The 19,284-nt window shown below is 41.7% G+C and carries 18 protein-coding genes and 2 pseudogenes; 12 read left to right on the top strand and 8 right to left on the bottom strand.

Annotation, left to right across the window (positions count from 1 at the left end):
• Positions 1–72 precede the first annotated feature (72 nt).
• The gene (locus tag AC075J_RS10865) at positions 73–258 is read left to right on the top strand and encodes a hypothetical protein (protein WP_008704840.1); all 186 of its coding nucleotides are present in this window, start codon (positions 73–75) and stop codon (positions 256–258) included.
• 92 nt (positions 259–350) lie between these two features.
• On the opposite strand, the gene AC075J_RS10860 is transcribed toward AC075J_RS10865, so the two are convergent.
• From AC075J_RS10860 to AC075J_RS10850, 3 genes are all read right to left on the bottom strand, one after another.
• Positions 351–1,067, bottom strand: a complete 717-nt coding sequence (locus AC075J_RS10860; protein WP_020993721.1) for a LytR/AlgR family response regulator transcription factor — start codon at positions 1,065–1,067, stop codon at positions 351–353.
• A gap of 64 nt (positions 1,068–1,131) precedes the next feature.
• A complete protein-coding gene (locus AC075J_RS10855) occupies positions 1,132–2,400 on the bottom strand; it encodes a sensor histidine kinase (protein ID WP_476390313.1) in 1,269 nt (422 codons plus the stop codon).
• A gap of 329 nt (positions 2,401–2,729) precedes the next feature.
• Complete coding sequence (locus tag AC075J_RS10850; RefSeq protein WP_020993722.1) at positions 2,730–3,362, bottom strand: helix-turn-helix transcriptional regulator; 633 nt, start codon at positions 3,360–3,362, stop codon at positions 2,730–2,732.
• Positions 3,363–3,728: 366 nt separating this feature from the next.
• On the opposite strand from AC075J_RS10850, the gene hydA reads away from it, so the two are divergent.
• Complete coding sequence (gene hydA / locus AC075J_RS10845; protein WP_476390312.1) at positions 3,729–5,102, top strand: dihydropyrimidinase; 1,374 nt, start codon at positions 3,729–3,731, stop codon at positions 5,100–5,102.
• Between the two features lie 27 nt (positions 5,103–5,129).
• Here the strand turns inward: hydA and AC075J_RS10840 are convergent.
• Positions 5,130–5,237: pseudogene (locus AC075J_RS10840) on the bottom strand (DUF6783 domain-containing protein); the annotation flags it as partial.
• Here AC075J_RS10840 and AC075J_RS10835 point away from each other — a divergent pair.
• A pseudogene (locus tag AC075J_RS10835) lies at positions 5,187–5,336 on the top strand (DUF6783 domain-containing protein). The pseudogenes AC075J_RS10840 and AC075J_RS10835 overlap by 51 nt on opposite strands.
• Before the next feature lie 29 nt (positions 5,337–5,365).
• Positions 5,366–5,980 carry a sulfurtransferase-like selenium metabolism protein YedF gene (gene yedF / locus AC075J_RS10830; RefSeq protein WP_008704831.1) on the top strand — a complete coding sequence of 205 codons (615 nt, stop codon included), beginning with the start codon at positions 5,366–5,368 and terminating at the stop codon, positions 5,978–5,980.
• A 56-nt stretch (positions 5,981–6,036) separates the two neighbouring features.
• On the opposite strand, the gene AC075J_RS10825 is transcribed toward yedF, so the two are convergent.
• Entirely contained in the window at positions 6,037–7,248 is a 1,212-nt protein-coding gene (locus AC075J_RS10825; RefSeq protein WP_008704829.1) for a dicarboxylate/amino acid:cation symporter, read from the bottom strand.
• An 82-nt stretch (positions 7,249–7,330) separates the two neighbouring features.
• On the opposite strand from AC075J_RS10825, the gene AC075J_RS10820 reads away from it, so the two are divergent.
• Both AC075J_RS10820 and AC075J_RS10815 read left to right on the top strand, forming a co-directional pair.
• Positions 7,331–8,326, top strand: a complete 996-nt coding sequence (locus AC075J_RS10820) for an XdhC family protein (RefSeq protein ID WP_008704827.1) — start codon at positions 7,331–7,333, stop codon at positions 8,324–8,326.
• Between the two features lie 199 nt (positions 8,327–8,525).
• A complete protein-coding gene (locus AC075J_RS10815; RefSeq protein ID WP_008704825.1) occupies positions 8,526–9,041 on the top strand; it encodes an SH3 domain-containing protein in 516 nt (171 codons plus the stop codon).
• Positions 9,042–9,259: 218 nt separating this feature from the next.
• Here AC075J_RS10815 and AC075J_RS10810 read toward each other — a convergent pair whose 3' ends face one another.
• Entirely contained in the window at positions 9,260–9,739 is a 480-nt protein-coding gene (locus tag AC075J_RS10810; RefSeq protein ID WP_008704822.1) for an S-ribosylhomocysteine lyase, read from the bottom strand.
• Positions 9,740–9,976: 237 nt separating this feature from the next.
• Here AC075J_RS10810 and AC075J_RS10805 point away from each other — a divergent pair, with 237 nt between their 5' ends.
• The gene (locus AC075J_RS10805) at positions 9,977–10,795 is read left to right on the top strand and encodes a peptidylprolyl isomerase (protein ID WP_020993724.1); all 819 of its coding nucleotides are present in this window, start codon (positions 9,977–9,979) and stop codon (positions 10,793–10,795) included.
• Between the two features lie 121 nt (positions 10,796–10,916).
• Here AC075J_RS10805 and mnmM read toward each other — a convergent pair whose 3' ends face one another.
• Positions 10,917–11,480, bottom strand: a complete 564-nt coding sequence (gene mnmM / locus AC075J_RS10800) for a tRNA 5-(aminomethyl)-2-thiouridylate-methyltransferase MnmM (protein WP_008704818.1) — start codon at positions 11,478–11,480, stop codon at positions 10,917–10,919.
• Positions 11,481–11,990: 510 nt separating this feature from the next.
• On the opposite strand from mnmM, the gene coaBC reads away from it, so the two are divergent.
• Together coaBC and AC075J_RS10790 are read left to right on the top strand one after the other, a co-directional pair.
• Positions 11,991–13,199 (top strand): bifunctional phosphopantothenoylcysteine decarboxylase/phosphopantothenate--cysteine ligase CoaBC, encoded by a 1,209-nt coding sequence (coaBC, locus tag AC075J_RS10795; RefSeq protein WP_008704816.1) that lies wholly within the window; start codon positions 11,991–11,993, stop codon positions 13,197–13,199.
• Positions 13,200–13,236: 37 nt separating this feature from the next.
• Positions 13,237–14,001, top strand: coding sequence for a type III pantothenate kinase (locus AC075J_RS10790; RefSeq protein WP_008704815.1), 765 nt, complete (start codon positions 13,237–13,239; stop codon positions 13,999–14,001).
• 93 nt (positions 14,002–14,094) lie between these two features.
• Here AC075J_RS10790 and AC075J_RS10785 read toward each other — a convergent pair whose 3' ends face one another.
• A complete protein-coding gene (locus AC075J_RS10785; protein ID WP_008704813.1) occupies positions 14,095–14,994 on the bottom strand; it encodes an RluA family pseudouridine synthase in 900 nt (299 codons plus the stop codon).
• Positions 14,995–15,362: 368 nt separating this feature from the next.
• Between AC075J_RS10785 and AC075J_RS10780 the strand changes: the two genes are divergently transcribed.
• The 3 genes from AC075J_RS10780 (at position 15,363) to cobM (ending at position 19,218) form a co-directional block, all read left to right on the top strand.
• Positions 15,363–16,706: an MATE family efflux transporter gene (locus tag AC075J_RS10780; RefSeq protein ID WP_055152927.1), complete on the top strand. Its 1,344-nt coding sequence runs from the start codon at positions 15,363–15,365 to the stop codon at positions 16,704–16,706.
• A gap of 321 nt (positions 16,707–17,027) precedes the next feature.
• Positions 17,028–18,188, top strand: coding sequence for a cobalt-precorrin-5B (C(1))-methyltransferase CbiD (gene cbiD / locus AC075J_RS10775; protein ID WP_119250650.1), 1,161 nt, complete (start codon positions 17,028–17,030; stop codon positions 18,186–18,188).
• Between the two features lie 253 nt (positions 18,189–18,441).
• Entirely contained in the window at positions 18,442–19,218 is a 777-nt protein-coding gene (gene cobM / locus AC075J_RS10770; protein WP_119250649.1) for a precorrin-4 C(11)-methyltransferase, read from the top strand.
• The last annotated feature ends 66 nt before the right edge of the window (positions 19,219–19,284 follow it).

Here is a 19,284-nt window from a genome sequence, read left to right as displayed (position 1 = left end):
GAATATATTGTTGCCTGTATTTTGGTTTCTCGGAACGATAATGAGACATAAGGAAAATTGAGGAGGGATAAAATGGAGATAGAAGAAGAGTTTATTTCGGGATTTTGCAGAACATGTAATGGAGGGCAGACTGTCTGCTGCGAATATACGATGGAAGGAGATAAAAGAACCCTCACATTTATGGATTGTGCACATGACAGATGTGTGAATTATGCTGCCTGTGAAATCTACAAACAGGCACATGAAATGGAACGATAAGAATATGTGAGGGTGTACGAAAAGCAGTGAACTGCAAAATGTATTGCTGAGAACGGAGGGGATAGTAATCCGCAAATGCTGTAATTATCGGATTAACCGGAGTTGGAATCAAACATATATGAAAAATAGGCATCTTTGAATGCAGAATAGTTATTTCTGGAAATAGGGACAGAGGAAATGCCGGTAGTGACCATAGTTCTTGTGAACTGTTTTATGTGGGACAGGTTTACAATATAGCTTCGGTGACATTTAAAGAATCCTTTTTCCGGAGTAAAGACCCCTTCACACTTTACAAATAATTCGCGGATTTTTAAAGTAGTTCCATTTGAAAGGCAGACCAGAACCTGTTTATTCTGAGCTTCCAGATAATCTACATCATTGAGCGTAATTGAGCAGAATCCGTCTGCAGTATGTGCGACGAAAGTTTCAGCCGGAACATGATAAGTTTTAAAAAAATCATCCATAACAGAAAAAAGTTTCAGAGTATTTACTGGTTTTAAAAGATAATGAAAAGCTTTTACATCATAGGAATCCAGGGCAAATTCTCTGGAAGAAGTCAGAAAAATCACAGGAACAGTCAGTCCCATGCTGCGTATTTCTCTTGCTGTATCTATGCCGTTTAATAATGGCATGATGATGTCGAGAAAGATCAGATCTACCGGAATTGTCCGGAGAGCTGTTAACAGATCATCACCGTTGGAATATGGATACAGGGTAAGTGAAAAATCATTTTTTTCCGCCCAGTGAGTCAGAAGTGAACTTAATTCCCGGGTAAAGAGTATTTCATCATCACAAATTGCAATATTCATAATTTTTATCAAAACCTTTCTGTGAATAAATGTATGTATTGTATCCGGCAGTGAAAATCCTGTGTCAGATGATGATTCGCAGGACAAAGCAATGGTCCACGATAGAAAAATGACACTGTCCATGCAATTGTTCCACATAATAAATAATACTCCTGACACCGATTCCATGCCCGTTTCTGGTAGAAACCGGAACTCCATCTACAAATGCCGGAATTTTTTCTACGGGATTTTCCAGTTGGAACAGAATGTGATTCTTTTTCTGTGAAAGAGTAAGCCGGGCCCATTTTGAAGGTGATTCTAGCTGCTCCAGTGCATGCATGGAGTTTTCCAGCGCATTGGACAGGATTGTACAGAGGGACAGATCGGAGCATGGAAGTTCTTTTCCTGTAGAAACATTGCATATAAGAGACAATCCTCTGTCTGCGAAACGGGAATGATAAATGGAAAGCACAGAGTTCAGCATTTCATTTCCGGAATAGGCGGCGATGATCGTATCGTCATATGCAGAATTAATTTCATGGATGTATTCCTGTGCTTTATCCGGATGTCCGTTTTGCAGCTGGGTCAGAATAATACTCAGATGGTGGCGCATATCATGCCGCAGGATCGCCAGTCTCTGGCTGCTGATCTTTACCTGTTCAATTTCGTTTTGCATGGATTGAAGCTGCATTTCACGAAGATTGCTGTATTGCGTTATCTCCTGTTTATTCTCATATTCCTGAAAGTAGATGATGAGAAATACCAGGTAGGCAATGCAGAATGCAAATCCCATGAACTCAACAACTGCTTTATTTCCGGAATAAAGTAAAGTTGAAAACTTGGTGGAAGCATAATCAAAAACGTAATATACAAATGGCAGGAAACCGATGATGGAAAGCTCACGTGCATTCTTTGTAAAAATTGTTTTTGTAGATCGAAATACATATCGATAAAGAAGGACAAAAGTTAAGGTTGTTGTTAAGATCCGCACAGAATAATAACACCACTGTAATCCTGTTATTGCCAAAGCGAATAATCCGGTCCAGTTGCTTATCTGGCAACACAGATAGGCAGAAAAGACAGAAACAGCGGAAGAAATCAGAGGATACTTATAATGAACGGAGAGGAATAAAACCAATGGAAAATGTACGATCAGAGGATAGGACATATTTGCAAGAGTTTCCCCCAATAATGCCAGATCAATTACATATAACAGTCCCTGCCCTAAAAATAACAGAAACATAGTCAGGATATTTTTTCTGATCGGTTTGATCCCAAGAAAAAATGCAGAACAGTAAATTCCAAAGAGCATGGTAGTGACACCATGAACAGCAGATAAAATCTGTTCAGACATAACAGCACCTCCGTCTGATAAGGATTAATAAAATTTATCATCAAAATGTTGTATATATATCAAGTATAAAAGATTTCAAATTTAAAGACAACCTTTTTCCATACCATTCACACCATATAATTACTGTTCGCGTGAAAGAGAAAAAATGCTGTTGTTCTGTGTTATAATCAGTCTATAAAGGAATATCGAAAAAACATACGAGGAAGGAGATGAAAGAGAGAGCATATTTAACGATATACCGGCGCTAGATGAAAAAAGAAAACAGAAGAAAAACAGACCTGATGGAAAAGTACCATGCAGGTCTGTTTTTATATCATTCTTTCCTGTTTTTACTTATTTACATCAATATAACTGTACAATGTATATTTGGAGATTCCGAAATAATTTGCAACCTTATCTCCGGATTTTGTAATAAGGAAAGCACCTGCATCATTTAAGAACTGAATAGCAGTAACCTTATCCTCCTTATTCATTAAAGGAACAGGTTTGCCTACAAGAGCTACAGATTCTTCAATCAGATGATCAAGAAGATCATTGACATTATGAGTGATCTCTTTGGGCTTCTCTTCCTTATTTTCCGGAGTGACAAGAGAATGAAGGGCAGATTCGATCATAGTAAGCTTGGTAATGTCATAATTGATTCCGAAAACATAATGAAGGGTACCATCGTCATCATGAATGTAGGAAGTGCTGCACTTCAGGATCTTGCCGTCTGCTGTTTTCATCAGATAACCGGTATGGTCTTCGGGGGTTGCTCCTTTTTCCTGATTGCGGATCGCATCAAAAACAGCATTGGATGGTCCGTCTCCGATATCTCTGTTTGTAACATGACCATTTACGATGTAGACGATGGAATGTTCCGGCTCCGAAGTTTTCAGATCATGGATTACTACTTCACAGTCAGGTCCGAACTGGGAAGCAAGATCAGCAGCGATTTGTTTTAACACAGTAAGTCGTCCCATTTGATTTCCTCCTATTAATATAACTTTTAAACGGATCATAACCGAATCAGGCAGGGGCTTCTATAGTCTGAGCAGTAACAGTCATTCGATTATGAGCATGTAGTAAAGCGGATAAATTTATCCGTCAAAACGTTCAGTGCAGACACATGGAAACTGCACATTTTTTATATTCTATCATAAAAAAAAGGAAATAAAAAGAGCCTAAAAAAAATAAATGTGAATACCTTAAAAAATTTGTGATTATAATCATAAATCATTGAAGTGATATAGGAATCGTGGTATATTTTAAACATGAGAATTGCGATAAGTTAGGGGTAAAATACTTTTTGTCCCTAACTTATAATAAAGAAAGGGGTGTCAGAAACAGTGAAAACTTTACTGAAGAATGGTACAGTAGTATCGGGGGATATGTCTGTCAGAGAAGATGTTCTTATAGATGGAGAGAAGATTGTAAAAGTAGGCCGGAATCTGGAAGCAGAGGATGCACAGGTAGTTGATGTAAACGGTAAGCTGCTTTTTCCGGGATTTATAGACGGACATACACATTTTGACCTGGAAGTGGCAGGAACAGTGACGGCAGATGATTTTGAAACAGGAACAAGAGCTGCCATTGCAGGAGGAACAACTCTGGTGATCGATTATGCGTCTCAGGATAAAGGTGGTCATACGCTGAAGGAAGGCCTTGAGAAGTGGCATAAGAAAGCAGATGGGAAATGTTCCTGTGATTATTCTTTCCATATGTCTGTTGTGGAATGGAATGAGGAAACTGAGAGAGAAATACAGGATATGATCAATGAAGGGATTACCAGTTTTAAGCTTTACATGACTTATCCGGCAATGATCGTAGATGACGGTGACCTTTATAAGATTATTAAGAAATTAAATGAATATGGATGTTTTGCAGGGGTACATTGTGAGAATGCAGGGGCAATCGATGCTTTGATCGCAGAAGCCAAAAAAGAGGGACGTCTGGGACCTGAGAATCACCCGTTGGTGCGTCCGGATATTATGGAGGCAGAGGCAGTTCACCGCCTTCTTGTGATCGCAGATGCAGCAAATGCTCCTGTAATGGTAGTACATCTTACCAACCGGAAAGCATTTGAAGAAGTTATGCGTGCCAGAATGAACGGACAAAAGGTATATGCGGAAACCTGTCCGCAGTATCTGCTTCTGGATGACAGTGTATATTCAAAACCGGATTTTGAAGGTGCCAAATACGTGTGTGCACCTCCAATCCGTAAGAAAGCAGATCAGGACTGCCTGTGGAAAGCACTGGCGAATGATCAGATCCAGACGGTTGCAACTGACCAGTGTAGCTTTACAATGGAGCAGAAAGCTCTTGGTAAAGATGATTTCACGAAGATTCCGGGAGGGCTGCCGGGAGTACAGACGAGAGGAACTCTGCTTTATACATACGGTGTACGCACAGGCAGGATCACGCAGGAACAGATGTGCCGTCTGTTAAGTGAGAATGCAGCTAAACTTTACGGAGTGTATCCCAATAAGGGCGTGATACGTGAGGGAAGTGATGCAGATATTGTTGTATTTGATCCTGAGAAGGAAAACGTTATCTCTGCAAAGACACATCTGTATCATACGGATAATAATCCATATGAGGGATTTAAGCTTCATGGAGATATTGACAGCGTATATTTAAGAGGAGCTCATGTGGTGCAGGATGGAAAAGTAATTCTGGAGAAAACAGGAAAATATATTAAACGCGGTAAGAATCAGATGTAAAATATATATTTTATGGAATTGTTGTAATCAGGTAAGTCCCCTAGAGCGTGTCTGAAAAAGGCTTTCTGCAAGATGTGCGTCACAATTTGTGGGATATTTTGCCCGGATGAGGGCGCCGTAGTGGGCTACGGCAACTGAATTCGGGTGAAATATCCTGCAAAGTGGGGCGTGCAGATTGCGGGAATGATTTTTCAGACACGCTCTAGGGAGATTGCGAAGAGTAATAAGCAGTGAATATAAAGAATAACAAGAGGTGACAGAAAATGAAACATGAAGTAAATGTAATGGGAAAACAGTGTCCGATTCCGGTAGTGATGACAAAGAAGGTTATTGATAATGCGGCAGTCGGTGATGAGATTGAAATTCTGATCGATAATGAAACCGCAGTGAATAATCTGAGCAGACTTGCAAATAAAACAGGTTGTACGTTTGTATCTGAAAAACTGGGAGACAAAAAGTATCAGGTGAAGATGGCAGTACAGACTGAACAGACAGGTGGTACCTTGGAAGAAGAGGAATTTGTCTGCGAAGCACCGCATAAAAAAGTGACGGTAGCAGTAATCTCCTCAAATGTTATGGGAAATGGTGATGATGAACTGGGAAAGATTTTGATTAAAGGATTTATCTATGCCCTTTCTCAGATGGAAACACATCCGGATACAATCCTTTTCTATAATGGAGGTGCAAAACTTACAACAGAAGACTCTGAAAGTCTGGAAGATCTGAAAAAGATGGAAGAAGAAGGCGTGGAAATCCTGACCTGCGGTACCTGCCTGAAGCATTATGGACTGATGGAGAAACTGATGGTTGGAAAAGTTACCGATATGTATACGATTGCAGAGCGTATGACAGGTGCAGATAAGGTGATTCGTCCGTAAGAAAATGAAGGCCATCATATCTGAGAAAAAGACAGATATGATGGTATTTTAAACTTTTATTGCAATTTCTGTTCTCTGATATTGTGGTATCTGGCATATCCGGTAAGAATCAGAGTCAGGGCACCATCGCCTGTTACGTTACAGGCTGTCCCAAAACTGTCCTGAAGGGCAAAGATAGTCAGCATCAGAGCTGTAGCAGAATCGCCGAATTTCAGGATACCGGTGATAATACCGAGAGATGCCATAACGGTGCCTCCCGGTACACCCGGAGCACCAATGGCAAAAATTCCAAGCAGGACACAGAAAAGAACCATGGCCCCCGGCGCAGGAACTGCACCATAGAGAATTTTGGAGATTGCCATACAGAAGAATACTTCTGTGAGGACAGAACCACAGAGATGAATATTGGCAAACAGTGGAATACCAAAATCTACCATATCCTTTCGGAGAGGTTTTGCTCTGTGTGCGCATTGGAGGGCGACTGGCAGTGTGGCAGCAGATGACATGGTACCTATGGCTGTGAGGTAGGCGGGACCATAATGTTTCACAACTTTCAGAGGATTTTCTCTGGAATAAATTCCTGCAAGTATATATAGAAGAGCTATCCAGATAAAATGTCCAATCAGAACAATGACGATTACCTGAAGGAATACAGGAAGCTGTCTGGTGATTGTTCCTTCGTATGCCAGTGAACAGAAAGTCAGTCCGATGAAGTATGGGAGAATCGGAATAATGACTCTTGATACAATAGCCAGTATGATCTTCTGAAATTCTTCAAGAAAAGAAGAAATCAGACTGGCTTTTGTCCATGCAGATGCAAGTCCCAGCATAATGGCCAGTACAAGTGCACTCATGACAGGCATTATCTGTGGAATGGAAAGTTCAAAAACTACATCCGGCAAAGCTTTGAGATGACTGGCAGTGGAGCTGAAGGACAAATGTGGGATCAGCAGGTATCCGGATAATGCAGAGAATAAAGCAGCTCCCAGTGAGGAAGCATAAGCAATACTGACTGCAACACCTAACATTCTGGAAGCATTGTTTCCGAGTCTGGTAATAGATGGTGCGATAAATCCAATGATGATCAGCGGAACAGAAAAGCTGATCAGCTGACCAAGAATATACTTCGATGTTACAACCACATTCAGTACTGCAGTCGTAATGGCAGATTCATCTATTATATTAAGAAGAAGTCCGATACAGATTCCAAAAGCCACGCCGACAAGCAGTCTGAAGGGCAGACTGTGTAGAAAAAAGTTTTTTTTCATAATAATCCCCCTTTTTCTGTCAATTATAATATATAATGATGTCATGGTCAAAAGGTATTTTATATCGAAACAGGAGAGAGTTATGTACAGAAAAATTTATCAAATTTTGGAAGAAACAGGAAAAGTAAAAACAGCAATGGTTTTAAACGGGAATCATAAGGGCGAAAAATGTCTGATAAAAGAAAACCATTGTTTATCATCCGATGAAAATACAGCAGATTTCTGGAAAAAATATGAAGCTGATCTGGCGGAGTGCCAGGAGACAAAAGTTGTTCATATGGGAGATGTAGATTTCTTTGTGGAAATTTATGTGAAAAATCCGCAGCTTATCATTTTTGGAGGCGGACATGTTTCGCAGCCTGTTGCAAAAATCGGAAAAATGCTGGGATTTCATGTGACTGTTATGGATGACAGAGAAGATTTTGTGACTTCAGAGAGATTTCCGGATGCCGATCGGCTGATCAAAGGCAGCTATGATAAACTTTCAGACAAAATACCGGCCTATGAAAATGCTTATTATGTGATCGTGACAAGAGGTCATCTCGGAGACAGTGCCTGTGCCAGACAGATCCTGAGACGCCCTTATACTTATCTGGGAATGATCGGCAGTAAAAATAAGGTAAAACTGACCAGAGAAAAATTACTCGGAGAAGGTTTCAGCGAAGAACAGCTCAACAGTATCCATGCACCGATTGGATTGCCGATCGGAGGACATATGCCGGCAGAGATTGCTGTAAGTATTGCTGCGGAGATCGTTCAGGAAAAGAACAGGTATGATGTTTCTTATATTGATGGAGCTGTGGAGGATGCTGTCAGGAAAAAAGAAAATGGAATTATGATCACGATCATATCCAAGAGTGGTTCTTCTCCAAGAGGGACAGGAAGTAAAATGTTTATTGATAAAGACGGGAATTCATATGGAAGCATCGGAGGCGGAAATGTAGAATTTCAGGCTTTGAAATATGCACCAGAAGCGCAGCATGGTGAAATCAGAAAATATAATCTGTCTAACCAGGGCGGTGCGAATCTGGGAATGATCTGTGGCGGCGAGGTGGAAGTCCTTTATGAATTGTTGTAGATAAACACAGAACCTACAGCGTTACTGAGAACGGAGTGAACAGTAACCCTGCAGCAATTCCGCGCAAATGGAAGAAAGCAGACAAAGCAGGACAAAACGCATACTTGAATTATCTGTAAGAATCGTGTATATTAATACATAAAGCGAACACAGAAAACACGAGGGGACAGAGCGTGTTTGATAAAGGAGGAAACTACTTATGAAGAAATCACTTTGGCTGGTTCTTGTACTGGGACTTGCATTTGCTGCTCAGGGATGCGGATTTGATCCTACTATTGATTCCAGCGTTATGATCGTTAAAGTAACACCAACACCGGAAGTCACACCTACTCCTGAGGCTTCAGAGGCAACACCAACACCGGAAGCAACACCAACGCCGGCAGCAGAGCAGACAGCCAGTGGTGTAAAAGTAGAAGTGAAATCCGGTACCTATTATGCGTCATCAGAATTAAATCTTCGTTCTGATGCAAGTTCAGATGCAGATCTGATTTCAAGTGTGGCAGCCGGAACTCAGCTGAACAGTACAGGTGTATGCGAGAATGGATGGATTCGTGTGGATTATAATGGACAGACCTGTTATGCAAGCGGAGATTTTGTGACAACAACAGCTCCGGCAGCAGACGCAGGTGAGACTGCAGCAGATACATCAGCAGACGCAGGTGAGACTGCAGCAGATACATCAGCAGATACGTCTTATGATGAAAGTGCAGAATAATCTGATGATATAAAAATTTGTATCAGTCCTCTTTAAATATATTTCTATGAGAGGTACAATAAAGGCTTTTTTGGAAAAATGTTGACAGAAATGTATAAGTAAAAGCAGAAGCTGCGGGGGATAATGACCTGTCAGCTTCTGCTTTTTTTGTCTGAAAAATACGATAGAAATCTTTTTCGGTGTGTTGTTTATGAGGATTGCTGTAATACTGTAGAATGTTACTGTGGATAAATAAGTCTGTCTGGCTTGATATCATAAAGAACTTCATCCAGAAATTTTCCTGCCAGATATTTTGCCATAGGCAGATTCATATCCAGATAATTTCCGCAGTCTTTTGCAGATGCTCCCGGAACTTCACCTTCAAAATCACGTATAAATTCAAAAGTCTCGATCATAAGCGGAACGATATCCTTGGACTCATAATCGCCATTTAAAAGAAGATAATTACCTGTACGGCATCCCATCGGTCCCCAGTAGATCATTTTAGAGCCGAACTCTTTATGATTTCTCAGGAATGTTGCTGCCAGATGCTCGATCGTGTGAAGCTCAGCGGTATTCATCACAGGTTCTTCGTTAGGAGAAGTCATACGGATATCGAAGGTAGTGATCATACTGCCGCCAACCGGATCCTTACGTGAAACATAAATTCCAGGCTGTAATTTGATATGGTCAATGGTAAAACTTGTTATTTTTTCCATTTTGGATTCCTCGCTTTCTTTTGCAGATATATTCTGACTGTTCATCAGTCTGTTGTTCCGGTTTCACTGCAAAAAGGGAAGGTACAGAACTGAACAGCCATATATATTTTAACAGGCAATCAGAAAGAAGTAAACACAGGAAACATCCACAATCTGAACATTTTGTGAAAAGAGTTGTTTTTTTTCTGAGATAGGTTATAATCAGATTGTTGTAAATGATTTCGGAGGTAAAGGAAAATGAAAAGAAAATTACTGGCAGCACTTTGTGTTACAGCTATGTCAGCAGGTTTACTGGCAGGATGTGGCAGCAGTGATAAAACAGAAGAGAGTACAAAAACAGAGGAAACAGCGAAAGAGGAGACTTCTTCTCAGGAAGAGACGGAGACAAAAGCTGCTTCTTCTGACAGTGATAATGTAGCAAGTGAAGAAGAGGCAGAAAAAGCCGGATTTTCTGATGGTTCTGATGAAAAGAGTGATTCTGCTGATACAGATTCTGAAAATAAAGATTCTTCAGACAGCAGTACAACCAGTGTGCTTTTGGATACTTCCAAAGAACTGACAGGAATTCATCACGCAGAGATTGAAGTAAAGGATTACGGTACGATTGATGTGGAACTGGATGCAGATACAGCACCGATCACAGTGACAAATTTCGTGAAACTTGCACAGGAAGGTTTTTATGACGGACTGACATTCCACCGTATCATGGATGGATTCATGATCCAGGGTGGTGATCCCAACGGAGACGGAACAGGTGGATCTGAAGAGAATATTAAGGGTGAGTTCAGCAACAATGGAGTAGACAATGATATTTCCCACACAAGAGGGACTATTTCCATGGCAAGAGCCAGTGATCCGGACAGCGCAAGCTCGCAGTTCTTTATTGTTCAGGCAGACAGTACATTTCTGGACGGAGATTATGCAGGATTTGGCCATGTGACAGAAGGCATGGATATTGTTGATAAGATCTGCGAGGATGCAAAACCGACAGACGACAATGGAACAATCCCGTCAGATCAGCAGCCGGTTATTGAGAAGATTACCATTACAGATTAAGTAAAACAGAAATCGAAGTATAAGTGCCCGGAGAACAAACAAAAATTGAAGAAAAGGCATAACAAGAAGCAGCAGGAGAGATATGAAAAATCTTTTCTGCTGCTTTTTGGAACAGATACAGTTAATTTTTAATTATCAGCACTGGTATCGGTGGGTTGTTGGGGCGATTATAATATTCGCTTTTGATTACCAGATATTGATGGGGATCAAGGTTTTTCAGCCAGTCAAGGATCTGATCCCGCTCTTCAAATCCGGAATCGCCGCCACTGTAGATGCAAAGAGAAATCATTCCGCCTTTTTTCAGAAGGGTTAAAGCCTGGGTCAATGCCTGAATGCTGGTTTTACCTCTGGTTGCAAGTGAATGATCTCCTCCGGGAAGATAACCAAAATTAAATACAATGCAGCTTACACTGTCTGGTGTGGCATATTCTGCCATATTTGCGTGAGATTCCAGAAGCAGTCGGTAATTTTCCGGAACATGTCCGGCGTTCAGTCTCTTTTGGGTTGCAGTCAGTGCCTGCTCCTGAATATCAAAGGCAAGAACCTTTCCTGATTCTCCGCATAGCTGCGAAAGCAGAAGCGTATCATTTCCGTTTCCCATTGTAGCATCAATACAGAAGTCTCCTTCCTGTACCTGCTGTCTGATAAAAGCTGCGCACCATTGCGTGATCTGATAATTCTTCATATATTCCTATATTCCTCCACAAAGTCATACACCGGATTTATATGTTGATATCAGTATATTATAGTAATCCGGTCTGTCAGTTAAGTCAGGTAGAGTCCAGCGCAAATTATGGATATCTGACTGATTATTATTATAATGCAGGAAATCTTTATAAACAACGGTTAAGTGTAATCTTGCTGAGGTTCACCGTTACTGTTCACATACCTCTATCCCGCGAGGTGTTTTGGCATGAATATGCCAAAATCCCGAGACATACAAGCCAAAATTCCATTGCCGCAGGCAATCTGGAATGAATTTTGGCTACGTTACTGTGAACAGTAACGTTCTGATTGTTTCGCAAATAAAACAAATCACTTATTGCATTTTTGATAATAATTAGTCTATAATAAATAGAATTGTAAAAGTCAGAATCCTGTTATCAAAGATGAATTATGATAGATTTTGACATGTAAGTATAAAGACGTAGAAACAGCCAGAAATAATATGGTTCGGAGAAAGAGGTAAAGGAAAATGACACTGGAAGGAAAAACAGTATTACTGGGAGTGACAGGCAGCATTGCGGCGTATAAGATTGCATATCTGGCAAGCGCGCTGAAGAAACGCCATGCAGATGTTCATGTGCTGATGACAGAGAATGCCACGAATTTTATCAATCCGATCACTTTTGAAACTCTCACAGGAAATAAATGTCTGGTGGATACCTTTGACCGGAATTTTCAGTTTCAGGTAGAGCATGTATCGATTGCAAAGAAAGCAGATGTAGTGATGATCGCACCGGCAAGTGCTAATGTGATCGGTAAACTGGCACATGGGATCGCAGATGACATGCTTACTACCACGATCATGGCATGCAAATGTAAAAAATTCATTTCCCCGGCCATGAATACCAATATGTTTGAGAATCCTGTAGTACAGGATAATTTAAAGATTCTGGAGCATTACGGATATGAAGTGATCGCTCCGGCGTGCGGATATCTGGCATGTGGTGACACAGGAGCGGGAAAAATGCCGGAACCTGAGACATTACTTGCCTATATTGAGCGCGAAGCTGCCTGTGAGAAAGATCTGAAAGGAAAGAAAATCCTTGTAACTGCAGGTCCTACACAGGAATCTGTTGATCCTGTTCGTTATCTTACCAATCATTCTTCAGGAAAAATGGGCTATGCTATTGCGAAAGCTGCCATGCTCCGCGGTGCAGATGTCACGCTGGTCAGCGGACGTACTTCAATTGAACCTCCCATGTTTGTAAATCTGATACCTGTTGTGACTGCAAGAGACATGTATGAAGCTGTAACTTCTGTCAGCAACGAACAGGACATCATTATTAAAGCTGCTGCTGTGGCAGATTACCGCCCTGCCAGGATCAGTGAAGAAAAAGTTAAGAAAAGTGATGGACAGATGTCCATAGAACTGGAAAGAACAGATGATATCCTGAAGTTTCTTGGGGAACACAAACAGCATGGACAGTTTCTCTGCGGATTTTCCATGGAGACACAGAATGTGATCGACAATTCCAGAGCCAAGCTGGCAAAGAAAAATCTGGATATGGTGGCTGCCAACAATGTGAAAGTGGAGGGCGCCGGATTTCAGGGAGATACCAATGTACTGACATTGATCACACAGGATGAGGAAATCTCTCTTCCGCTTATGAGTAAAGAAGACGCAGCTTTTAGGATCCTGGATAAAATTCTTTCGCTGATGCAGGATTCTGTCTGTTAAGGGAACAGGACGATTAAGAAATTGGAGATAAATAATTATGATTTTAGCAATTGACGTTGGAAACACCAACATTGTAGTTGGATGTATTGATGACCGGAAAACATATTTTATAGAACGCCTTTCTACTAACCGTACAAAGACGGAACTGGAATATGCGGTGGATTTAAAGAATGTTCTTGATATCTATCATATAAAAAAAACAGAGATTGAGGGCTGTATTATTTCTTCTGTAGTGCCGCAGATCACAAATATTGTGAAACTTGCCGCAGAGAAAATTCTTAAGAAAAATGCAATTGTTCTCGGACCTGGTGTAAAGACAGGACTGAATATTATGATGGATAATCCGGGACAGCTTGGTGCAGATCAGGTTGCTGATGCAGTGGCAGGAATTGCCGGTTATCCGGTGCCGTTAATCCTTATTGATATGGGAACTGCAACCACAGCGTCTGTTGTCAACAGTAAGAAGCAGTATGTAGGAGGAATGATTCTTCCGGGTGTAGGGGTTTCCCTGGATGCACTTACTGCGAGGGCTTCCCAGCTCAGCGGAATCAGTATTGATGCGCCAAGACATGTGATTGGGAAAAACACGATCGAATGTATGAAGAGTGGGGTTCTTTACAGCAATGCAGCAGCTCTGGATGGAATTATTGACAGGATCGAAGAGGAATTGGGGGAGAAGGCAACTGTAGTGGCAACCGGTGGTCTGGCAAAGAAAATCGTTCCCCATTGTAAAAGAGAAATCATTCTGGATGAGGAACTTCTTCTGAGAGGTCTTCTGATCATTTATGAGAAAAATAAGTAAGAATGTATATGCATTCATATCAAAACAGTTCATCAGACAAAAAGCTGATGAACTGTTTTGTTTGCAGTAATTTATGGAATTGCTATAAATACATTATTTTAGAGGATTGCTATAAAAGGCAGAAATGAAATCAATGGGAAGCGGAGCAGTAAAAAGCATGACCTTTCCGGTTGTCGGATGAGTAAACTCCAGCTGATAAGAATGGAGGGGCTGGCGGTTTATCCGACGGTAATCAGGATTGTATAAATAATCTCCGGGCAGAGGATGCCCGATATATTTCATATGCACACGGATTTGGTGTGTGCGTCCTGTTTCCAGATGAAGTTCGGCCAGAGAATATTCTTTTCCTGCCGCCAGCCGTTCATAATGAGTTATTGCAGACTCCCCGGTTCCGAAATTTACTTCCCTGGTGATCACGGAGCCTTCCATTCGTGCGATAGGAGCGTTGATCGTTCCGGAGTCAGGAAGAAGCCCGTCTACAAGTGCGAGATAAGTCCTGAGAATCTGACGTTTTTTCATCTGAACTGACAGAATCGCTGCGCTGAGGGGATTTTTGGCAAGGATCAGAGCACCGGTGGTATCCCGGTCCAGCCGGTTGATACAGCGGTAAACAAAATCTTCTCCTTTTTCTGCAAAATACCAGGCGATTCCATTTGCCAGAGTATTTTCATAATTTCCCGCAGAAGGGTGCACAGGCATATCTGCAGGCTTGTTTATCACAAGGATATCCTCATCTTCATAAATGATATTCAAATCCATCTTTGTACGGATAATGTTTTCTCCTGATTCGGTTTCAGGAACAGTGACGATCAGATGATCCTGCGGTTTAAGCACTGATCGTCCGAAACCACGTTCACCATTGAGAATGATGGTGTTGGGAGTGTTCTTCATTGAGCTTAATATGTGGCGGGAAAACCCCTCTTTTTTTAGAAAGTCCAGAATCGTGACCGGAGTTGTATTTTCGGAGATAATATATTTAAGGATTCTTTGCATATGATCTGTCTGCTTTCTTGATTTGTATAAGATTTAAGAATTGCGGGCTGATATGCCCTGCCTTATTTTTAACAGATTTACTGTATCAGATTTTGAAGAACATAACAAGAACAATTATCAGATTTCCTGAAAAATTACTGTTCACTTTGTTCACAGTAATGTAGCCAAAACTCATTCCAGATTGCCTGCGGCAATGGAATTTTGGCTTGTATGTCTCGGGATTTTGGCATATTCATGCCAAAACACCTCGCGGAATAGTGGCGGGTGAACAGTAACCCTGAAAACGTTAAAAAATACATTTTATTCTATTGCATCACAGAAAATTAAGCGTATAATCAAAAAAAGAAAATAGATTCAGGTGGAAAAAAATGAAAGAACAGCAACATATTTTTACAAACAAAATGCTCCGAACCCTGTTGATACCGGTTATTTTTGAACAGGTACTGAATTCCCTGATGGGAACTGTGGATACCATGATGGTCAGCAATGTAGGCTCTGCTGCAATATCCGCAGTATCTCTGGTGGATTCCATCAATGTATTGGTGATCCAGGCGTTCTCAGCGCTGGCAGCAGGCGGTGCAATCCTCTGTTCACAGTACATAGGTCAGAAAAATCATGAAATGGCAAATAAATCAGCAAGACAGGTATTATTTATCATTACTGCCATATCTGTAGCAGTGACTGCTCTGTGCCTGCTGTTTCGTGTGCCGCTGTTAAAACTGATATTCGGAAAAGTAGAAGCAGATGTTATGACTGCCTCTCAGGTGTATTTCTTCTATACGGCATTATCCTTTCCATTTATAGCACTCTATGATGCGGGAGCATCCATATTCCGATCCCAGGGAAATACCAGAGGGCCAATGACAGTATCGGTTATTTCAAATGTGATTAATATCGGCGGAAATGCGGCGCTGATCTGGGGATTCAATATGGGAGTGGCAGGAGCTGCCATCGCAACTCTTGCATCCAGAGTCTTTTGTGCTGTAGTGGTACTCTGGCAGCTTCGTATGGACAGACAGCCTATTGTAGTCAGAAATTACAGACAGATCCGTCCGGATGGAAAAATGATCAGAAGAGTTCTGGCTCTGGGAATCCCGTCCGGTATAGAGAACAGCATGTTTCAGCTTGGAAAGCTGGCAATACAGTCTTCCGTATCTACACTGGGGACGGTAGCCATTGCAGCTCAGGCAATGACGAATATCCTTGAGAACCTTAACGGTATTGCAGCTATCGGTGTAGGAATCGGTCTGATGACTGTAGTAGGACAGTGTCTGGGAGCGGGCAGAAAGGATGAGGCAGTTTACTATATTAAGAAATTAAGTGTTCTTGCAGAAATCATTGTTGTTGCAAGCTGTCTTTTGGTGTTTGCCTTAACCATTCCGGTCACAAAGCTGGGTGGTATGGAACCGGAAAGTGCAAGAATGTGTTTCCATATGATATCCTGGATAACGGTTGTCAAACCTATTGTATGGACCCTGGCATTTATCCCTGCTTATGGCCTTAGAGCAGCCGGAGATGTAAAATTTTCCATGATCACATCCTGTATCACTATGTGGACATTCCGTTTTTGTCTTTGTGTATATCTGATTCGTTTCAGAGGCTTCGGCCCAATGGCTGTATGGATTGGAATGTTTACTGACTGGACAGTGCGGGGAATCGTATTTTCTCTTCGCTTCCACAGTAGGAAATGGCTGAAGCATAAGGTAGTATAACAAGGTGGTATAGCCATGAAATGCGTTGACTTTTACTGCTCAAAATTATATAATGATTCTCGGAAATAATTCTGGAAAAGCATTACAGGAAGTCAGGTGAAATTCCTGCGCAAGTCCGTTACTGTAACAGCCAGATACTGTCTGCTTTTCATTGTAGAGAGGAAATATGATCTGCGGCAACCAGAGGATATTTCGGGAAAAGAACTTTCAGGAGGGATTTTGTTGCACACAGAAATCCCTCCTTTTTATGTAGATGTTATATAAATGACATTATAGTAATCTGCAGACAGGATGTGACAACAATGCAGCAAAGGAGATATCATGAAAAACGGACTGGAAGATTACTACGTGATACGTGGCAATAAAAAAATGAGGTTTGGCTATACAACAGGCTCCTGCGCAGCAGCTGCATGTAAGGGTGCTGCAAAGATCCTGCTGGGTGGTGTCATGCAGAAGGATGTCACCTTGATGACTCCTAAGGGAATCCTGCTTACACTGGAACTGAAAGACATCCGGATTGAAGGAAATCAGGTGACCTGTGCAATTCAGAAGGATGCAGGAGATGATCCGGATACTACAAACGGAATACTGGTTTATGCTACGGTGCAGAAAACAAAAGAACCGGGAATCATCCTCGACGGAGGCGTTGGTGTGGGAAGGGTAACAAAAGCCGGACTTTCCCAGAAAATCGGGGAAGCAGCCATCAATCCTGTGCCAAAGGCCATGATTTTGCGTGAAGCTACAGAAATTGCTGAGAAATATGATTATGAGGGCGGACTGAAGATCACCATCTCCGTTCCTGAAGGTGTGGAAATTGCAAAGAAAACCTTTAATCCACGTCTGGGAATTGTGGGAGGAATCTCCATTCTGGGAACTTCCGGGATTGTAGAACCTATGAGCGAAGCTGCTCTTGTACAGAGTATCAATGTAGAGATGAAGCAGCATTTTTCCCAGGGAGAAGAATATCTTCTGGTAACACCGGGAAATTACGGGGCAGATTATCTGCGGGAGCATATGGATCTCCCTTATGAAAAAAATATCAAATGCAGCAATTATGTAGGTGAGACCATTGACATGGCAATTGATATGGGAGTTAAGGGAATCCTTTTCATCGCCCATATTGGAAAGTTTGTAAAAGTTGCAGCAGGGATCATGAATACCCATTCCCACAGTGCAGATGCCAGGATGGAAGTGCTGGCATCCAATGCGATCCGGGCAGGAGCATCGTTAGAGTGTGCAAAGGAAATCCTGAATGCATCTACTACAGATGAAGCAATAGACATTCTGGAAAAATATCAGATACTTCAGAAGACCATGAAAGAGATCCTGGACAGGATCCAGTTTTATTTAAATCACAGATCCTATGAGCAGATTCTTCTGGGGGCAGTGATTTTTAATAATACTTATGGGTATCTGGGGCAGACTGCAGATGCAGAGAAGCTGATAACACTGATCAATGCACAGAATGATGAGGCACAGTAAAGATCCTATCGCAAAGGCGATTTTAACCGAATCAAGTAAGTCCCCTGCTTCAATTGCGAAAAGCAATAAGCAGTGGGTGGGGACTTGCTTGTATCAGGAGGAGTGCAAGCTCCTTCTGATAAACTGCGGAGCAGTTATTCGGTTATGAGCAAGTAGCGAAGCGGATTGCGAATATCCGCTTGAATGGATTTTGACTCACAACTGTGAAAGTATTGAACAGTTGAAATAAATTTATAAAGGAGAATGATAGATTATGGTACATTTCGTAGGAGCAGGTCCGGGAGCACCGGATCTTATCACAGTAAGAGGAAAACAGTATCTGGAGGAAGCAGATGTGGTGATCTATGCAGGATCACTGGTAAATCCAAAGCTTCTGGAATATACAAAGGACATCTGCACTATCCACAACAGTGCAAAAATGACACTGGAGGAAGTGATCCATGTGATCGAGAAGGCGGAAGCAGAAGGAAAGACAACTGTCCGCCTTCATACCGGAGACCCGTGTATTTACGGTGCGATCCGTGAACAGATGGATATTCTGGATGAGAAAAATATTGCTTATGATTACTGTCCGGGTGTCAGTGCATTCTGCGGTGCTGCAAGTGCCCTGAATCTGGAATATACTCTGCCGGATATTTCCCAGAGTGTGATCATTACACGAATGGAAGGCAGAACTCCGGTTCCGTCCAAGGAAAGCATTCAGTCATTTGCTGCTCATCAGGCAACCATGGTTGTATTCTTAAGTACAGGAATGCTGGAAGAACTGAGCAAACGTCTTATTGAAGGCGGCTACACAGCAGATACACCAGCAGCCATTGTATATAAGGCAACCTGGCCGGAACAGAAGACCTTCGTCTGCACAGTGGGAACACTGGCAAAAACAGCTGCAGAAAATAATATTACAAAAACAGCTCTGATGATCATCGGAGATACAGTTGCAGCAGCACACTATGACCGTTCCAAGCTGTATGATCCGGAGTTTACCACAGAATTTCGTGAAGCTGTGAAATCAAAAACACATCACTCATAGAATCTGGTAACCTTAAGGAATTGCTATCGTTTATGAGATTACTGTAAACAGGAGAAAGAGAAGGAA

It is taken from the genome of Blautia sp. ZXY-1-C6, from assembly GCF_056339875.1.
Note: the sequence above shows the minus strand (reverse complement) of the source record. Positions and strands in the feature narration are given on the sequence as shown.

Bases quoted from the DNA above. Each gene is read 5' to 3' on its own strand.
- AC075J_RS10785 (WP_008704813.1), bottom strand. From the start codon at position 14,994: ATGCAAAGAATCCTTAAATATATTATCTCCGAAAATACAACTCCGGTC.
- AC075J_RS10855 (WP_476390313.1), bottom strand. From the start codon at position 2,400: ATGTCTGAACAGATTTTATCTGCTGTTCATGGTGTCACTACCATGCTC.
- AC075J_RS10810 (WP_008704822.1), bottom strand. From the start codon at position 9,739: ATGGAAAAAATAACAAGTTTTACCATTGACCATATCAAATTACAGCCT.
- AC075J_RS10825 (WP_008704829.1), bottom strand. From the start codon at position 7,248: ATGAAAAAAAACTTTTTTCTACACAGTCTGCCCTTCAGACTGCTTGTC.
- AC075J_RS10850 (WP_020993722.1), bottom strand. From the start codon at position 3,362: ATGGGACGACTTACTGTGTTAAAACAAATCGCTGCTGATCTTGCTTCC.
- cobM (WP_119250649.1), top strand. From the start codon at position 18,442: ATGGTACATTTCGTAGGAGCAGGTCCGGGAGCACCGGATCTTATCACA.
- AC075J_RS10815 (WP_008704825.1), top strand. From the start codon at position 8,526: ATGAAGAAATCACTTTGGCTGGTTCTTGTACTGGGACTTGCATTTGCT.
- cbiD (WP_119250650.1), top strand. From the start codon at position 17,028: ATGAAAAACGGACTGGAAGATTACTACGTGATACGTGGCAATAAAAAA.
- yedF (WP_008704831.1), top strand. From the start codon at position 5,366: ATGAAACATGAAGTAAATGTAATGGGAAAACAGTGTCCGATTCCGGTA.
- AC075J_RS10780 (WP_055152927.1), top strand. From the start codon at position 15,363: ATGAAAGAACAGCAACATATTTTTACAAACAAAATGCTCCGAACCCTG.
- AC075J_RS10790 (WP_008704815.1), top strand. From the start codon at position 13,237: ATGATTTTAGCAATTGACGTTGGAAACACCAACATTGTAGTTGGATGT.
- mnmM (WP_008704818.1), bottom strand. From the start codon at position 11,480: ATGAAGAATTATCAGATCACGCAATGGTGCGCAGCTTTTATCAGACAG.
- coaBC (WP_008704816.1), top strand. From the start codon at position 11,991: ATGACACTGGAAGGAAAAACAGTATTACTGGGAGTGACAGGCAGCATT.
- AC075J_RS10805 (WP_020993724.1), top strand. From the start codon at position 9,977: ATGAAAAGAAAATTACTGGCAGCACTTTGTGTTACAGCTATGTCAGCA.
- AC075J_RS10820 (WP_008704827.1), top strand. From the start codon at position 7,331: ATGTACAGAAAAATTTATCAAATTTTGGAAGAAACAGGAAAAGTAAAA.
- AC075J_RS10860 (WP_020993721.1), bottom strand. From the start codon at position 1,067: ATGAATATTGCAATTTGTGATGATGAAATACTCTTTACCCGGGAATTA.
- AC075J_RS10865 (WP_008704840.1), top strand. From the start codon at position 73: ATGGAGATAGAAGAAGAGTTTATTTCGGGATTTTGCAGAACATGTAAT.